Consider the following 17,106-nt stretch of genomic DNA (forward strand, 5'->3'; position numbering starts at 1 on the left):
GACCGACTACTCGGTCGGTACTTCTGGTCTGCTCGAAGGCATGGACATCAAGAAGGCGATCGCCGGGCTGGACCTGCCGCGGAAGGTCCGGCTTCTCACCGGTTCCGCCCTGTTCGCGCTGCACGCGGAGCCGGAGATCGGCCTGGCGTCGCTGAAGTTGTCCGACGGCCCTACGGGTGTCCGCGGCGCCGAACTCAGGGGCGGCACGATCGCGTGCGTGCTGCCGAACGCGACGTTGCTCGCTCAGCACTGGGACGTGGCACTGGCGCGCGAGGTCGGCGAGGTACTCGCGGACGAGGCGGCGGCGCAACAGGTCCACGTCGTGCTCGGCCCGACGATCAACCTGCACCGCACGGCGCTCGGCGGCCGGCTGTTCGAGGCCTACAGCGAGGACCCGCTGCTCACCGGCGTCATCGCGGCCGCCTACGTGCGCGGCCTGCAGCACAAGGGCATCGCGGCGACGCCGAAGCACTACGTGGCCAACGAGTCCGAGACCGAGCGGCGCACGGCGAGCATGGTGCTGGACGAGAAGACGTTGCGCGAGGTCTACCTGCTGCCGTTCGAGATCGTGGTCGAGGACTCCTCACCGTGGGCGGTCATGGCGGCCTACAACAACGTCAACGGCATCCCCGCGACCGAGCACACCGAACTCGTCGAGGGCGTACTGAAGGGCGAATGGGGCTTCGACGGCCTGGTCATGTCGGACTGGTTCGCCACGAAGTCCACCGCGGCGAGCGCCAACGGCGGCCTCGACCTGGCCATGCCCGGCCCTGGCGGTCCGTGGGAGGACAAGCTGGTCGCGGCTGTGCAGGCGGGCGAGGTCGCGGAGTCGGTCATCGACGACCACCTCGCCCGGTTGCTGCTGCTGGCGTCACGGACCGGAGCGTTCGGCGAGCCGCGCTCCTGGCCTCAGGATCTGCCCGCGCCTGACAGCGCGGGCCGCCGCGAGCAGTTGCGCCGGTTCGCGGCGGGCGGCATGACCGTGCTGAAGAACTCCGGTGTGCTGCCGTTGCCGGAGTCCCGCGTCGCGCTGATCGGCCGTCACGCGATCGACACCGTCGCGCAGGGCGGTGGCTCCGCCGGCGTGCGGCCGCCGCACATCATCAGCATCGCGGACGGCCTGACCTCGCGACTCGGCTCCGTGTCCGTTGTGGACGGTGTCGAGGTCCGGCTCCGGTACGCCGCTCCCGGCGCCGGGGTGCTGAAGGACATCCGCGCGACGACGTACGACACGGACGGCCAGGTGCTGGCTACGCGAGACATGGAGATCGCCGAGCTCGCGGCGTACGGCGGCTGGGCACAGGGTGCCGCGTCGATCGAGGTGTCCGGCGAGGTCGTGCTGGACGAGCCGACGCGGCTGCTGGTCGGCGTGCGCGGCTTCGGCGACTGGACGATCGACGTCGCCGGACGGCAGTACGCCACACGTCTGGCCTGGGCGAACGGCATCGTCGAGGAAGCACTGCTCAAGCCGCCGCACTGGACGGCCGAGGTGCTGCTGTCGCCGGGCGACCGGATCACGGCCCGCGTTCGCGAGGCCAGCGCGCTGGTCGGCCTGATCACCCAGCCGGTCCCCCGCGCTCCCGCCGACGCGATCGGTGCCGCGGTGCGGGCCGCGCGCGAGGCGGACGTGGCGGTCGTGGTCGTCGGCCTCACCGAGGAGCAGGAGACCGAGGGCTTCGACAAGACCACGCTCGCGTTGCCCGGCGAGCAGGACGCGCTGGTCGCAGCGGTCGCGGCGGCCGCGCAACGCACGGTCGTCGTGGTGAACGCCGCCACGCCGGTGCTCATGCCGTGGCTCGCGCAGGTCGACGCCGTGCTGTGGGCGGGACTGCCCGGCCAGGAGGCCGGTGACGCGGTGGCGGCCGCGTTGCTCGGCGACATCGAACCGGCCGGGCGCCTGGTCACGACGTTCCCCCGCTCCGACGCCGACGCCCTGCCGCTGATTCCGGCCGATGGCGAGCTGCTGTACTCCGAAGGCACCGCGATCGGCTACCGGGGCGCGTCCGAGCCGTTGTTCTGGTTCGGCCACGGTCTCGGCTACACGACCTGGGAGTACGGGGCTGCGCACGCGTCCACTGTGGATGGCGTGCTCGCCTCGGTCTCGGTGGAGCTCACCAACACCGGCGAACGGGCCGGCCGCGAGGTCGTGCAGGTCTACCTCCGCCCGCGAGACGAGACGGTCCGTCTCGTCGGATTCGCGGTGGCGGACGTCGAGGCCGGGCGGACCGTGCGGGTCGAGGTGCCGTGCGACCCGCGGGCCCAACGGACTTGGGCGGCCGGTTGGCACCCTCTGACCGGCGGCGACGTGCTGATCGCCCGCGGGCTCGGCGACGTCCGCGCTACCCTGCCCGCTGATCAGGATTGAGGTGACGCCGTGTCGGTCCCGCCCCGGTACCGAGCCAAGTCGCGGGTGGACGTCTCCGGCGAGGAGTCCAGGGCCAAAGCAGTGGCCGTCGCGACCGAACTGTTCGCGCTGACGGGCTTCAAGGGCACGTCGGTCGCGGCCGTGGCGGCCAGGACCGGACTGTCGCAGTCCGGCCTGCTGCACCACTTCCCGAGCAAGGCGGTCCTGCTGACGGCCGTGCTGGAGGAACGCGACCGGCAGGACGGCGACTTCCTGGCCGGAAGCGCGGGGCCTCCGCTGGGCTGGGCGGCGTTCGACGCGCTGACCGCCCTGGTGGCGCGCAACTCGGCGCGCCCGCACCTGGTCGGCCTGTTCGTGCGGCTGGCCGCCGAGGCGACCGAACCCGGCCACCCCGCGCACGCGTGGGTGCGTCAGCACTACAGCGGGCTGCGGCAATGGCTGTCCGAGGCCGTGCGCACAGGCCAGGAACGAGGAGAGATCGCGGCGGACGCCCCGGTCGAGTCGATGGTGCGCACGACGATCGCGGTGATCGACGGGTTGCAGCAGCAGTGGCTGCTCCAACCGGACGAGGTGTCGATGACGGCGGAGTTCGAGGAGTTCACCCGAACCCTGCGAGCCCGCTGGGCGGGCTGACCGCGAAACGCAAGGTGGTGGCCCGGTTCAGTCTGGGGGACCCGTCCGGGCCACCGGTCTTGCGGTAGGTGGCCGACGTGCGCGGTGACTTTCACACGCCGGCCGGGTTCTGGGGGAACCGGACCCGGCAACTGCGCCGACCCCCACTCCCGGGAGTTCTCGGGCCCGGCGGCGCAGGTACCGGATCTGGACACAAAGATGACAGGGGGCGTGCACAGATTTCGCCCAGGCCGTGCACAGACCGTCAGGAAGTGCGCGAGGATGGCTGTGCACCCCAACGCCTGGATCATCGAGGAGCGATCGACCTGTGGAGTTCCTGCTGCTCGGCTCGCTGGCGGTACGGCGGACGGGCACGTTGCTCGAGCTGGGCGGCCCCCGGCAGCGCGCGGTGCTCACCATGCTGCTGCTGCACGCCAACGAGGCCGTCAGCGTCGCACAACTGACGGAGGCGGTGTGGGATTCGCCGCCGGTGTCGCCCGAATCGAACCTCCGCACGTACGTCGCCGGGTTGCGCAAGGTCCTCGGCGACCGGTTGATGACCCGGGCCGGCCACGGCTACCAGCTCGTGGTCGAGCCCGGCGAACTGGACCTCGACTCGTTCGACCGGCTGGTGCGCGAAGGGGAGGACGCGCTCGCGGACGGCGACACGGCGGCCGCGGCCGACCTGTTCGGCCAGGCGCTGGCCAGGTGGCACGGCATCCCGACCGCCGAGCTGAACGCGGGACCGTTGCTGCGCGCGGAGTTCACCCGCATCCAGGAACGCCGGCTCACGGCCGTCGAGCGGTTCGCCAAGGCGTCGCTGGAACTCGGCCGGTTCGACGACGTGATCGACCGGTTGCGGCGGGAGACGGCGCTGCACCCGTTGCGCGAGGAGCTCTGGGCGCTGCTGATGGTGGCGCTGGACCGCTCCGGCCGCCGCAGTGAGGCACTCGAGGCCTACGCGACGGCCCGCAGGCACGTGATCGAGCAGGTCGGCGTCGAGCCCGGCGCGCGGTTGCGCCAGTTGCAGCAGGTGGTCCTCGAAAGCCGGGTGCCCTCGCCCGCGGCTTTGAACGCGCATCGGCAGCTGCCGATGGACATCGCGGAGTTCACCGGGCGCGAGTCCGAACTGAAGCGGCTGTGCGAGCCGGGGCCCCAGACCACCGTCGTGATCTCCGCGATCGAGGGCATGGCCGGTGTCGGCAAGACGAAACTCGCTGTGCGCGCGGCCCACCGGCTCGTTGAGCGCTATCCGGACGTGCAGCTGTGGGCCGACCTGCACGGCTTCGACGCCGACGAGCTGCCCGCGGACCCGTCCGCCGTGCTGGAGAGCTTCCTGCGGCTGCTGGGCGTGCCCGGCGGGCAGATCCCGGAGTCGCTGGAGGACCGGGCGGCGCTCTACCGCGACCGGCTGACGGACAAGCGCGCCCTGGTGCTGCTCGACAACGCCGCCGGCGAGGACCAGGTGCGGCCGTTGCTGCCCGGCGGTTCCAGCTGCATGGTGCTGATCACGAGCCGCCGTACGCTGCTGCTGCTGGACGGCGTGAAGTCGGTCTTCCTCGACGTCTTCACGCCCGGCGAGGCGCTCGCGCTGCTCTCCCGGATCGCCGGTGAGGACCGGGTGCGGGCCGATCACGAGGCCGCGGAACGGATCGCGGAGCTGTGCGGGCACCTGCCGATCGCCGTCGCGCTCGCCGCGAAACGCCTGGCTCGCCGTCCACAGTGGACGCTGCGGGACCTGGTGGACCGGCTCGAACGGGGAGGCGGTCTCGGTACACGGGGCGTGTTCGACCTCTCGTACCAGGCGTTGCCGGAGAACCAGAGGCGCCTGTTTCGCCTCCTCGGACTCCACCCCGGCGAAGACGTCACCGCCGACTCGGCCGCCGCACTCGCCGGGCTGACCGCGTACGAGGCGGGCGACCTGCTGGAGACGTTGCTCGACGAACACCTGCTGCAGCAGCACACCCCCGGCCGCTACAGCCTGCACGACCTGCTGCGCGCGTACGCCGTCGAGCAGGTCATGGCCGCCGATCCGCCGCCCGCCCGCGCACTCGCTCGGCGCCGGGTGCTCGACTGGTACGTCCACACGTCCTGGCACAGCGCGCTGCAGCTCAACCCGCAGCGCAAGCTGGAGATCGGTCCCGCGGACCCGGCCGTGCACCCGCGCACGTTCCCGGACCGTGACGCGGCCCTGCTGTGGTGCGACACGGAACGAGCGAACCTCGTCGCCGCGATCCGCGACGCCGCCCAGCACGAGTTGCCCGAGCAGTCCTGGAGCCTGGCTCAATGCCTGTGGGACTTCTTCAACCTGCGCAAGCACTGGGCGGACTGGATCGACACGCACGGCGTCGCGCTGGCCGCCGCACGCTCGGTCGGCGACCGCGGCGCCGAGGGCCGGATGCTGATCACGCTGGGCATCGCGCTGCGCGAGGTCCGGCGGCACGACGAGTCCGTCGAGTGCTACCAGCAGGCGCTCGCGATCTTCCGTGCTACCGGCGACAGGTCGCGCCAGGTGCCGACGCTCAACAACCTCGGCATCGTCCGCATGGTGCAGGGCCGGACCGAGGACGCGCTGGCGTGCTACGAGCAGTGCGCCGAGATCGCCCGTGAGCTGGGCGACCTGCACACGGAAGCCGTGACGCTGAACAACATCGCACTGCTGCACGCCGACGCGGGCCGGTTCGACGTCGCGTTGTCGCGGTACCTGCGGGCGTTGGAGATCCGCGGGGACATCAAGGACCCGTACAGCGAGGCCATCCTGCTCAACAACATCGGCGAGGTGTACCGGGGGCTGCTCGACTTCACCGAGGCCGTGTCGTACGTCGAACGGGCGCTGGAGACGTTCCGGGCGATCGGTGACCTCTACGGACAGGCCGAGTCGCTGGACAACCTCGGCCTGGCGCTGGACGGGTTCGGTGATCGCCGTGGCGCGGAGAAGTGCTGGCTGGAGTCCGTGACGTTGTTCGAGGAGCTGGGCGAGCCCAAGGCCGCCGAGGTCCGTTCACGTCTTTGACCGGCCGATCAAGCAAAGTGCGATCCGTGCCGTATCGCGTTTCTTCAGCCTGTTCCGAACAGCCCGCGGGCGAGTTCGCCACAACTGAAGACGTGAGGACACGGCATGAAGGATCTCTCTTTCGACCCTGACGACCTGGAACTCGGCGACCTCGCGGTCACCTCCCTGCGCGACTCGGTCGCTTTGCCGGAGTCCGGAGCGTCCGGTGGCGCCTCGTCGTGCTCGTGCGGCAGCTCGTCGTGCAGCAGCTGCACCCAGCCGCCCCAGCTTCCCGCCCAGAACGCATGAGCGATCGCGTGCAGGGAGAAACAGCGCCATACGCACTCGTGCGCCTGGCGGCCCTGCCGCACCCGGACGGCGCTGCGACGGCAGCGCCGTTCCGGCGGGCGGTGGAGGCGCTGGCGGAGGTGGATGCCTCGCTGGCGTCGCTGGCCGGCCCGGTGTCCGACCTGTTGCACGACAGCGCCGGCACGCACTCCGATGCCTACCACCGCACCGTCGTGCTGCCGTTGCGCCGCGACGTCCACAACGGACGGTCGCCTCGCCCCTCTCTGCGCGGTGAGGCGGATTCGCTGGGCTCGCGCTTTCCGCAGCTCGGCGAGTGGCTGTCCGCGATGGACCAGCGGGCCGCGCTCACCGACGAGATCGAACGGCTGCTGCCGGACGCGCTCGCCGCCGAACGTGAGGTGCTCGCGTCGTTGTGCGGCAACGAGTCCGTGCGGAAGGCGGCCGTCTTCAGCGGCCGCGACCTGTGGCAGGGACTCGCGCGGGCGGGCGCCGGCGACAAGCGTTCCCGCAAGGCCGAACCGACAGTGCTGCGCTACGCCCTGCGCGCGACGTCGAAGACCAGTCCCCTGTCCTGGTACGCGGCGGTCGGCTGGGCCACCTGGTCCCCCGACGCGCCCGCACCCGACTGGGGCACGCCGGTCGCCGTCACGCGGGTCAGCCAGGTGCTGCTGTCGCGGTTGACCGCCGCCCTGCTCGCCGACCGCGCACACCTCTTCGACCACCCGCACCGCCTCGCCCCCGACGTGCACCTCGACGGCGGCCAGCTGAAGTTCCGCCGCGACGTTCCCGCTCGGGGACCGTTGCGCGCGTACGTCGGCATCCAGGAGGACGTGGAACTGGCGTCGAGTGCGCCGCTGCAGTTCCTCGTCGGCCTCACCGGCGCGAACCCCAAGGGCATCAGCCCCGCCGAGCTCGCCAGCGCGCTCGCGACCCGGCTGCCCGACGGCGAATCCGATCGCGCGCAGCACTACGTCGCGTTGCTGCTCGACATCAAGCTGCTCGTGCCGGTGCTGCCGATGGACCCTCAGGATCCCGCCGCCTGTCCCGCGCTGGCCTCGTGGCTACGTGACACCGGACGTCCCGAACTCGCCGACCGGGTCGTCTCGATCTACCGCGACACCTTGGCATTCGCCGAGATCGACGCCGCTGAACGGCCTGCCGCGCTCGCCGCCCTGTTCGCGGCCTGGGAGGAACTGGGCTCGGTCGTCGGGGTGGACCTGGGCGGCGTGACGCCGTTGAGCGAGGACGTCGTGCTGCCCCAGCCGGTCCGGCTCGGCCGTGCGCACGGCTACGACGGCGTGCGGTCGCTGGCCGGGCTGACCCCGTTGCTGATGCTGTTCGACCGGCACCTCGCGATCCGGCGGCACTCACGCGACCTGTTCGTCACGAAGTTCGGTCACGGCGGATCCGCCCGCCTCGCCGAGTGCGCGCCACTGATGCACGAAGCCATGTCCGGTGCGCCGACCGGTGGTCTCGGGGCGAGCCGCGCCCAGGTCGCCGATCTGGTGCGGGACGGCGTGATCACCGACGAGGTCGTCACCGCCGCCGCGGACCTGCTGCCCTCGTGGATGAAGACCAGGCCCGTCTCGTACTCGTTCTTCGCCCAGCCCTCGCCGGACGGCCTGGTGGTGAACCACGTCTACGGCGGGTTCGGCCGTTTCCCCGGCCGGTTCCTCGACCTGCTGCCGCCCGAGGCCTACGCGACCGTCCGGGCCACTTTGGACGGTGTGTTCCCGCGCGGGTTCGCCGAGTACCGGCCGGTGCAGGGCTTCAACCCGAACCTGCACCCACTGCTCGGGCGCGCCGAGATCGGCGAGGACCCGCGCTGGGCCGACCACACACCGGACGCGCTGGAGATCTTCCACGACCAGGAGACCGACGAGCTGCGGCTGCGGCGCCGGGACAACGGTGCCGTGCTGGACGTGCTGTATCTCGGCTACCTCATGCCGATCTCGCTGCCCGACCGCGTCGCCGCCCTGCACGCCGACCTCTCGTGCGGCGCCGCCGACCTCTCGCCGTTGCAACCCGTCGAGGTGCGCGGTGACGTGCGCGTCGCCGATCGGCTGCGCTACCGCGATGTCGTGCTCGGCCGGCGCTACTGGGACTTCCCCTCAGCTGCACTGGGAGACGCGTTCTCTTCCGTGGCCGGTGCGACCGCGCTGCGCGCCCGGTACGGCATGCCCGCGCAGCTGTTCGCGGGCATGGGCGGCGTCATCACCTCCCGCGAGGACTTCGAGGCGCGCGTGAACGGCCCGAAACCGCAATACGCCGACCTCACCAACGCGTTGCACCTGCGTTGCCTGCCGCGTCTTACGCCCCGCTACGGCGCCCACGTCCGGCTGACCGAGGCGCTCCCGGTGCCGTCCGGGCAGGTGCTGGAGGTCGTCGCGGAGACCTATCGGAGGGCCGGATGACCGACGTCGTCTGCTATTACCACGATCCGATCAAGGCACCGCTGCTGCGCGACGGCGTCCTGCCCGCTCTCGCCGCCACCGAAGCCGCCTTCTCCGACGTCACAGGCCACGTGGAACGCCACTGGCTGCACGGCCCGCACGTGCGGGTCGTGCTGTCCGGCCCGTCCTCACCGACCGCGGCGTTGCTGCTGGCCACCCTGCTGCGCTCCTACCTGGCCGCTCATCCGTCCACTGTGGAACTCTCCGAGGCCTCGCTACTCGCCCACGCCGAGTCTGCGGCCGTCGCCGAACTGCTCCTGCCGCCGTTCACCCCGTTCCACCCCAACAACTCCGTGCGCATCGAGCCGACCGACGACACTCGTCTGCGTTCGCTCCTGTCAGAGGCGCACATCGACGTGCGCGCCGAAGGCCTGAGGTTGGGCGTTCCGGCCTTACGCCAATCCTTCTCCGTGCCTCGCGCAACACTCGCGCTGACCTCGATGGCCGTCCACGCCAGCCGTTACCCGGCCGGCCTGCGGTACGGCTACCACTCGTTCGTCTCGCACGTCGAAGACTTCCTGCTGGCCAACGACTCCGACGGCACCATCCGGTCCAAACTGGACTCGGTCTGGACCGCGAACGCTTCCGCCGCCTGCGCCTTGGTCGAGCAGGTGGCGCTGGGCCACCCCACCAGCCACCTGGAAGCGGCCTGGCAGACCTGGACCATCGCCCTGCGGCTGACCACCCAGGAACGCTACGACGCGGGCCTGCTCACCGCGGACCCCAACCCCCGTCACGGCGAACGGGCCTACGAAGTGGGTGACGAGGACGCGATCCGCCGCTACAACTACGGCGAGCGAACGAAGTTCAGCGATTACCACACAGCGATGTGGACCGTGGACCTCTCCGACCCGGCGATCGCGCGCTCGATGGCCGTCTACCGCATCGGCACCAACGTCCTCTACCAGCTGCTGGCGATCTGCGACGTCACCCCGATGGAGCGTTACGCCGCGGCCCACCTCCTCGCCAACGCCGCGCAGCAGGTTCTGGGCACCACGTGGGCCGAACAGTTCGCCGCACTGCCGAAGGTCGGGTGACGCGCATGCTCGTGCGGCTGCGCCCGGTCGTCCAGGCCACCCGGACCGCCGACGGACTGCACCTGCGCGGCTGGGCGTCGAGCTGCACGCTCTCCGGCGGCTCCGGCCTGTGGAAGGTGTGGCAGCGCGTGGCCCCGCAGTTGGAGGCGGGAATCCCGCGCGCCTCGCTGGAGGTACCCGAAGACACTGCTCCGGCCGTGCGGGCCGCGGTCTCGCTGATCCTGGAACAGTTGTGGGAGCACGACATGCTGGTCGAGATGCCTTCCTGGGGTGCGGACACGCCTGCTCCGGAGGTGGCGGCCTGGCTGGAGTCGGCGGCCACGGAGCCGGTGGAGGCCTGGCGACGGCTTCGCGCGGCCACGATGGTCGTGGCGGGGCGCGGGGCGCTGGAGGACGCGGCCGTCGGGGCGGCGGAGGCGGTCGGGCTGAAGGTTCAGCGGTCGGACGGCAACCGCGAACTCGTTGTGTCCGCAGGAGATCTTGTTGTCGTGGCGGGCTGTGGAACTGATGTCGGCTATGTACTGCCACCGACAGTGGGGTTATCTTCGGTCAACACTGAAGTCACTATGCGAATCGCCGCGCGGCTCGGCGTCACGGGCGAACCGCCCGAGATCCTGGCCACCCTCATCGGATCCGCCGCCGTGCACCGCCTCGTCTGCGCCGTCGCCGGCCTGCCGGATCCCGCCGCCGAACTCGCCACGGGCACCTACCCGATGGCCCTGGTCGCCCACGCCGACCCCCTCACCGCGACCTACCACCCACTCCTGCAGGGCGCTCCCCCGTCAGATCCCTGGCAAGCCCTCGAAGCGCTCACCGACCACGAACTCGGCCCGGTCGACACCCCGGAGTTCGGCCCTCTCCCCCAGGTCCCGGCCAACCTCGCCACCTCGGGAGACGCACTGGGCATCGGCACCACGGCCGACAGCGCCCGCCTCAACGCCGCCCTCAACGCCCTCAAGACCGACGGCGTGATCGGCATCGACGAGGCCCATGCCCGAGGCGCCGCCCTCCGCCTGGCCGCACGCCACCACCGGGGCGAGCCGGCCGACGCGCACGAGTGGACCAGCGACCCGACCGCGCACCGGTGGTGGAAGGCGCTGACCGCGAGGTTCGGCATCCCCGCCGTGGTCCGGACCGAGCGCCTCGCACCGGGCGTCCACAAGGCGGAGATCAGCAACGGTCAGCGCGTTCTGGCGTGGGCCGTCGAAGCGACGGCCGCGGACGCCGTGGCCTTCGCCGCCCTGGCTGCCACCGGTTACGCCCAGGCGGGTCGCACCGGCACCGCCCACCTCAACGGCGCCGCTCCGCTCAGGCCCGCCGACCACCCCGACTGGGTCACCCGGCAATGGCACTGGCCCGCCGATGTGCGGGACCGCGAAGAACGGCTCCAGCAAGCGATCGCGATGTTGCCCGGCGTCAGGATCCGGCCGCTCCGGCTCGACCCGGAACTCCGTGCCGCCGGCCTCAGGGCATACCGATGAGCCGCGTGGACGGCGGCCTCACCCTCATCGGCCCGACCGTGAACGTCTGCGTCGACTGTGCGGAGAGCGCACGGCTCGCAACGGCCAAAGCGCCCCGCGACGTGCGGCTGAAAGGTCTGGTCGCACCGGCGTTCCAGCCGCTGGTGACCGCACTCGAAAGCCAGCAGCACGACACCGTGATCGCGATCCGCACCGACCTGGGGTTGGTGTCCACCCACCGGATCACCCCCGGCGCCTGCTGCTCCCCGACGCCCAAGGCCAACGAGGACACCAGGACTCCCAACGGCGAACTCCGCACCCCGAACAGGAGCACCGGGTTGAGGGACGCCGTGGTCGACTTCCGGCACGGACCGGTCACCGCGCTGTTCCGCACGGGGGACCTGCCGCTCGCCACGGTCACCGCCGAACTCGACTCCCACACCGCCGGCTACGGCCGCACCACGTCGTTCGAAGAAGCCGAACGCGTGGCCATCTTCGAAGCGATCGAACGCCGCAACGGCATGCGTCCGCGCCACCCGGACCCGAGGGAGATCTCTTTCGCCGAACTGGGACCAGACCAGGCGCTAGACCCGGAACGCCTGGGACTCAACGACTTCGGCAACGCCTACCACCCGGACCTGAGGATGCGCTGGGCGGAAGGCTGGTCCTACACGCACAAAAGGCCGATCCAGGTGCCGGAGCAGGTCGCGTACTGGGCCGCACACACACCGGCAGAGCAGCGGTTCGTCCACGAGACGTCCAACGGTTGCGGGCTCGGCAACAGCCTGACCGAGGCGGTGCTGCACGGCCTGTTCGAGGTGGCCGAACGCGACGCGTTCCTGCTGGCCTGGTACGCCGAGACGCCGTTGACCAGGATCAAGATCCCACCGGACCCGCTGCTGCAGCACCTCACCGACCGGCTCGAAGAACTCGGCTACGAGCTGCTGTTCCTCAACGCCACCAACGACCTGGGCATCCCGGCCGTGCTGACCCTGGCGAGAACCACCAGGAAAGGCCTGCCCCAGGCGTTCTTCGCCGCCGGCGCCAGCCCGGACCCGGCGAAGGCCCTGCGGTCGGCCGCCGTCGAGGTGGCCGTGGACGTCGAGGCGTTCGCCGACCGCACAAGGGCGAATCCCGAGAACTACAGCAGAGAACGCCTGTTGAGCCTCCTTCGCGACCCGGCGCAGGTCCGGAGCATGGACGACCACGTCGCCGTCAACACCCTGCCGGAGGCGAGGGAGCGGTACGCGAACATGGTCAGTGACGAGCCTCCGGAGGTCCTCCCCGACCGGCGAGACCACACCGACCTGCGCGATCTGCTCGACCGCTACACGGAAGACCTGCGCGGCCAGGGCCTGGAGCTGATCGCGGTCGACCAGTCCGACCCGCACACCACGAACACCCTCGGGCTGCACTGCGCCAAGGTCATCGTGCCGGGGACGCTGCCCATGACGTTCGGCCACCTGCACCGCCGGACGACAGGCCTGTCCCGCCTCGGCACGACCGCCGGCCACCCCCACCCGTTCCCCTGAACCACCGTTGGAGCAGCTGTGACCTGGACCGGCCTGCACTGCAGGGTGAACTGGAACCGAGCGGACCTCGATACGTTCGTCGCCGACGCCTTGGCCCCCGCGATGGCCGGCCAGGAGTGGTACTTCCTGCGCTACTGGGAAACCGGGCCGCACCTCCGAGTCAGGATCAGGAACGCGCAGAACGCCGACAAGCTCGAAGTGCGCCTGCGGGAGCTCATCGCGGCTCAGGACTTCGCGCAGGAGCATGGAGAACCGGACTGGCTCCCGCACGGCGACGTCCGCGAGGTCGAGTACGTCCCGGAGACCGAACGGTACGGCGGCCCGCAGGCGCTGCCGATCGCCGAAGAAGTCTTCTGCCACAGCACGGAGGTGGCGGTCGCGGTGCTCAAGGCGACCCACACGGACAGCGCCCGCCTCACCGCCGCCATCGACCTCACGATCGCCACGGCGAAGGCGCTCGACCTGAACCTGCCGCAGGCCGCGAGCTGGTTGCGCAGCCTGGGTTCCGGCTGGCGCAACGTCCAGGAGCAGGCACCCGTGCCCACCATCGGCTCCCAGCACGCCGCCAACCAGCTCATGGCCAAGCGCGGCCGCGACCTGGCCGCGCGCTGGCACCGCGAACCCCGAGGCGCGGTCGCCCACTGGCGGAGCACGATCAACGAAGCCAAGCAAAAACTCGACGTCTGGTTGCCGTACGTCTGGGCCTCGCAGCTGCACATGCTGCTCAACCGCCTGGGCATCACCCCCAACGAAGAACGCATGATCTGCTGGACCACCGCGGCCGCCGCCATGTCCCCCAACGGTCTGACGGACTTCCACGACGACGGCGAGACGGCGCCTGACCGCCGTTACCTGGAGGCGAGCAAGTTCCTGCCGGGCTTCAATGACCAGCTGCCCCGCAAGGCCGCACCGAACAGGCAGAAGTGGCCCGCCACCACGTCGTTGCCGTCCACAGTGGACACCGACACGCTCAGAGCGCGCAGGACCAGCCGCGACCTGACCGGTGACCTGAACGCGGAACAGCTCGGCACCCTGCTGTGGAACTCCATGTCCCCCAAGGACGGCCGGTGGCCGTACCCGAGCGCCGGAGCCCAGTACTGCGCCAGGATCAGGCTCATCGCGCTGAACGTCGACGGCCTGGCCAGGGGCCGGTACGAGGTGAACGAGGTCGAGCGCGCCCTGACGTGGTTCGGCGAGGCGCCGCCGATCGAGGACCTGGAGGCGACCTCGATGTGGTTCGGCCCCGGCACCACGGAACTCTCCGGCACCCCCGCCGTGCTGGCCCTCTACATCAGACTCGGCTCGCTGCGGCAGACCTACGGCCTGCGGGCGCTCAGGTTCGCGTTCACCGAGGCCGGGCACCTCGCCCAGAACCTCACCGTCACAGCGGCGAACCTGGGCATCCGCACCGGACTCGTCGGCGGGTTCTACGACGACATCGCCCACGACGTCATCGGGCTCGACGGCGTGGACGACGCTCTCGTCTACTTCCTGCCGCTGGCCTCATGACTTCGCGACGACGTTGCCCATCGCGATGACACCGATGAGCACGGCCAGCAACGACAGCAAGGCGCCCGCCACGGCGAACGCCTTGCCCCTGCGGTTCCCGAGCAGGCCGAGGATCGCGACCACGAACCCCGGCAGCCCGAAAGCCCAGGCGGAGTAAGGGCGTACACCGTCGAGGTTCATCGGCAGGAACGTCACCACGACCCCGAGCAACCCCAGCACCAGCGCGGCCACCCCGAGTCCGGGGCCCTTGGGTCCGTCAGACATGCCCGCGACCCTAGCCAAGCGACATTCAGATCTCCACTGATTCCAGGAGAACGTCGACCGTCGGTTCGATCGCGGCCGCCGCCCGTGCGTCCCGGAACCGCCGCTCGATACCCAGATCCCGGCGGAAGGCCGCGTCCCCGCACACCTTCATCGCCAGGTCCGTCACCGCGACGGCGGCCTCGGTCGCGGTGACCGCCAGCAGCCGGACGCGGTCGGCCGACCGTTCCGGATGCCACGTCACCGCGGACAGCGTGTCGTTGTACAGCACCCGGACCGCGTCCGTGCGCAACCGCATCCGGGCCAGATCGGACCGGGTGCGCGGATCACCGCCACCGAGGTGCCCGATCGCCGCCGCGAGCGCGCCCTCCATCAGCCCCAGCGACACCGCCGCCCCGAGCACCATGAACCACGGGAACGCCAGTTCCTCCGACCACAGCCGGTTGGACGCGGGTACTCGCACGGGATCCGCCTCCACGCAGGTGGCGACGGTCCCCCGCAGGCCCATCCCGGCATGATCGGCCGGGACCAGCAGCCCCGGCGCCTCGGCGGGAACGAGCCACAACGCCGAGCCGCACGACCAGACGTAGCTGTCCGCCTCGCCGGCCGCGATCACCCAGCTCTTGCGCGCCCGCACCTGCACCACGTCGCCATGGGTCGACATCTCGCCAGTCGGACCGAAGGCCGCCAACGTAGACAGGTGCCGGCCCGCCGCGATCTCGGCTCGCAACCAGTGTGGGCCCGAGCGGTCCAGCACGGCGGCCGCGGAGTAGTGCGAGCGCAGCACGGAAGCCGTTGCGCCACAGACCCTGGCGACCTCCTCGACCACCCTGCCGGCCGACCGGACGTCCTGGCCTCCCCCGCCGACCGTGCGGGAGATCGTCATTCCCAGCAGGCCCCGCGCGCCCAGGGCGTTCACGGCGGCGCGCGGGAATCTGGGGTGCTGGTCGACGTCCGCGGCGTTCGGCGCCACCACGGTCTGCACGATGCGGAGCAGGTCCGCCCGGTACGTCACGTGGGTGGGTAGAGCGAGTAGGACGGGAAGTTGCCGTACGGCCGTTCGTCGGCCGGGCCCTCGGTGACGGCGTGGACCAGCAACGAGCCGCCGACGAACGCGCCACGCCAGGAGGCACCGCGACCGCCGAACACCTCGTCCCGGTCACCCCTCGACCGGGGCTTGTTTATGCCGACCTTGAACGCCTGCACGTCCTCGCTCAGCCGCCGCGCGGTGGCCTCGTCGTCGCAGGCCAGTGACGCGACCAGGGCGCCGTTGGAGGCGTTCATCGCGGCCAGCAGCTCGGCCTCGGTGTCGACCAGGACGATCGTGTCGACCGGCCCGAACGGCTCGGCGTGGTGCAGCACCGACGAGCGTGGCGGGTCGAGGATCGCGACCGGCGCGAGGTACGCGGCGGTCTGCTGGCCCGGCAGGAACCGGCCGGAGTCCACCGATCCCCGGTACAGCGGCACGCCGCCGGCCCGGATCGCCTCGTCCACGACGTCGCCGAGCTCCTTGGCCTTCGCGTCGTTGATCAACGGCCCGAAGTCCAGCTCCGGCAGCTCATCACCAGGCGAAGCGACGGCGAGCGGGTGCCCGAACCTCACGTCCCGCACCGCGGGCAGGTAGACGCTCAGGAACTTGTCGAACAGCGACCGTTGCACCACGTACCTCGGATAGGCGGTGCAGCGCTGCTTGCCGTAGTCGAACGCCTTGCGGATCTGCGTGCCGAGCATGTCCCACGAGTCGGTCTCCCAGACGCCCCAGCAGTTCAGGCCCTCCTGCTCCAGGACGTGCCGCCGGTTCGAGTCGACCAGGCGCGTCGCGATGGCGCTGCCGACATCGCGACCGCCCACAAAGGACACACAGCCCAGGAACGACGACCCGACCAGCACCGGCGCGAGTTCGCTCCCGCTGCCGGACACGAGCGTCAACGGCAGTCCCGACCGGACGGCCAGCGCGGTCGCCAGCGTCAGGCAGCTGACGCCGCCGTCCGTCGGCGCCTTGGCGATGACGGCGTTGCCCGCCAGCGCCTGCACCAGCATCGCGTGCATCAGCACGCTCATCGGGTAGTTCCACGAGGCGATGTTGCTGACCGGGCCGTTCAGCGGCGCACGACCGGCCAGCATCGAGTCGATCTCGTCGACGTACCAGCGCACGCCCTCGATGCAGCGGTCGACGTCGGCCGTGGCGAGCCGCCACGGCTTGCCGATCTCCCACACCAGCAGCAACGACAGCAGGTCGCGGTGCTCGGTCAGAGCGTCCAAAGCCTCCGACACACGCGCCTTGCGGTCCGCCAGAGACACGTTGCGCCACTCGATGTGCTGGTCGACGGCCGCGACGACCGCCCGTCCCGCGACGTCGAAGTCGAGGAACGGCGGGCCCGCGATGGTGGAACCGTCGACCGGACTGGTGGCGGGCATCGGTTCGCCGGAACGACTCCACTCGCCGCCGAAGTGGTTGAGCAGCCGGTCGTCGTGGAACGCTTCGGGTGCAACCTTCACGCACTGCGAGTAGACGTCGTGCCACGACGTGCCGGGCTTGAGGATCAACGGCATTGGGCGGCCCTCCACTCCAGAAG

The 17,106-nt window shown here is 70.9% G+C and carries 12 protein-coding genes; 9 read left to right on the top strand and 3 right to left on the bottom strand.

Going from position 1 to position 17,106, the window contains the following annotated elements:
* Positions 1-40: 40 nt before the first annotated feature.
* The 9 genes from IG04_RS0122490 to IG04_RS44140 all read left to right on the top strand — a co-directional run bounded on the left by IG04_RS0122490 (position 41) and on the right by IG04_RS44140 (position 14,269).
* A complete protein-coding gene (locus IG04_RS0122490; protein ID WP_036015484.1) occupies positions 41-2,365 on the top strand; it encodes a glycoside hydrolase family 3 protein in 2,325 nt (774 codons plus the stop codon).
* Positions 2,366-2,374: 9 nt separating this feature from the next.
* Positions 2,375-2,998 (top strand): TetR/AcrR family transcriptional regulator, encoded by a 624-nt coding sequence (locus tag IG04_RS0122495; RefSeq protein WP_030478667.1) that lies wholly within the window; start codon positions 2,375-2,377, stop codon positions 2,996-2,998.
* A gap of 307 nt (positions 2,999-3,305) precedes the next feature.
* Positions 3,306-5,990, top strand: coding sequence for an AfsR/SARP family transcriptional regulator (locus IG04_RS0122500; RefSeq protein WP_051770432.1), 2,685 nt, complete (start codon positions 3,306-3,308; stop codon positions 5,988-5,990).
* Positions 5,991-6,095: 105 nt separating this feature from the next.
* Entirely contained in the window at positions 6,096-6,278 is a 183-nt protein-coding gene (locus tag IG04_RS0122505; protein WP_030478669.1) for a thiazolylpeptide-type bacteriocin, read from the top strand.
* A complete protein-coding gene (locus tag IG04_RS0122510) occupies positions 6,275-8,692 on the top strand; it encodes a lantibiotic dehydratase (protein ID WP_084401114.1) in 2,418 nt (805 codons plus the stop codon). Before IG04_RS0122505 ends, IG04_RS0122510 begins: the two co-directional genes overlap by 4 nt.
* Positions 8,689-9,768 (top strand): hypothetical protein, encoded by a 1,080-nt coding sequence (locus IG04_RS0122515; RefSeq protein WP_030478671.1) that lies wholly within the window; start codon positions 8,689-8,691, stop codon positions 9,766-9,768. Before IG04_RS0122510 ends, IG04_RS0122515 begins: the two co-directional genes overlap by 4 nt.
* Positions 9,765-11,249: a hypothetical protein gene (locus IG04_RS47240; RefSeq protein ID WP_030478672.1), complete on the top strand. Its 1,485-nt coding sequence runs from the start codon at positions 9,765-9,767 to the stop codon at positions 11,247-11,249. Before IG04_RS0122515 ends, IG04_RS47240 begins: the two co-directional genes overlap by 4 nt.
* Entirely contained in the window at positions 11,246-12,760 is a 1,515-nt protein-coding gene (locus tag IG04_RS0122525) for a YcaO-like family protein (protein WP_159460451.1), read from the top strand. The genes IG04_RS47240 and IG04_RS0122525 overlap by 4 nt, the downstream gene beginning before the upstream one ends.
* Positions 12,761-12,778: 18 nt before the next feature.
* Entirely contained in the window at positions 12,779-14,269 is a 1,491-nt protein-coding gene (locus IG04_RS44140) for a thiopeptide-type bacteriocin biosynthesis protein (RefSeq protein WP_051770436.1), read from the top strand.
* Here the strand turns inward: IG04_RS44140 and IG04_RS0122535 are convergent.
* Genes IG04_RS0122535 through IG04_RS0122545 form a run of 3 tightly spaced genes read right to left on the bottom strand, consistent with a single transcriptional unit; the run spans position 14,264 to position 17,083 of the window.
* Positions 14,264-14,533, bottom strand: a complete 270-nt coding sequence (locus tag IG04_RS0122535) for a hypothetical protein (RefSeq protein WP_030478675.1) — start codon at positions 14,531-14,533, stop codon at positions 14,264-14,266. The genes IG04_RS44140 and IG04_RS0122535 overlap by 6 nt on opposite strands.
* 25 nt (positions 14,534-14,558) lie before the next feature.
* The gene (locus IG04_RS0122540; protein ID WP_051770438.1) at positions 14,559-15,545 is read right to left on the bottom strand and encodes an acyl-CoA dehydrogenase family protein; all 987 of its coding nucleotides are present in this window, start codon (positions 15,543-15,545) and stop codon (positions 14,559-14,561) included.
* Positions 15,542-17,083, bottom strand: coding sequence for an aldehyde dehydrogenase family protein (locus IG04_RS0122545; protein ID WP_030478677.1), 1,542 nt, complete (start codon positions 17,081-17,083; stop codon positions 15,542-15,544). Before IG04_RS0122545 ends, IG04_RS0122540 begins: the two co-directional genes overlap by 4 nt.
* Positions 17,084-17,106 lie beyond the last annotated feature (23 nt).

The organism is Lentzea albidocapillata, assembly GCF_000719115.1.
Classification (GTDB): Bacteria; Actinomycetota; Actinomycetes; order Mycobacteriales; family Pseudonocardiaceae; genus Lentzea; species Lentzea albidocapillata.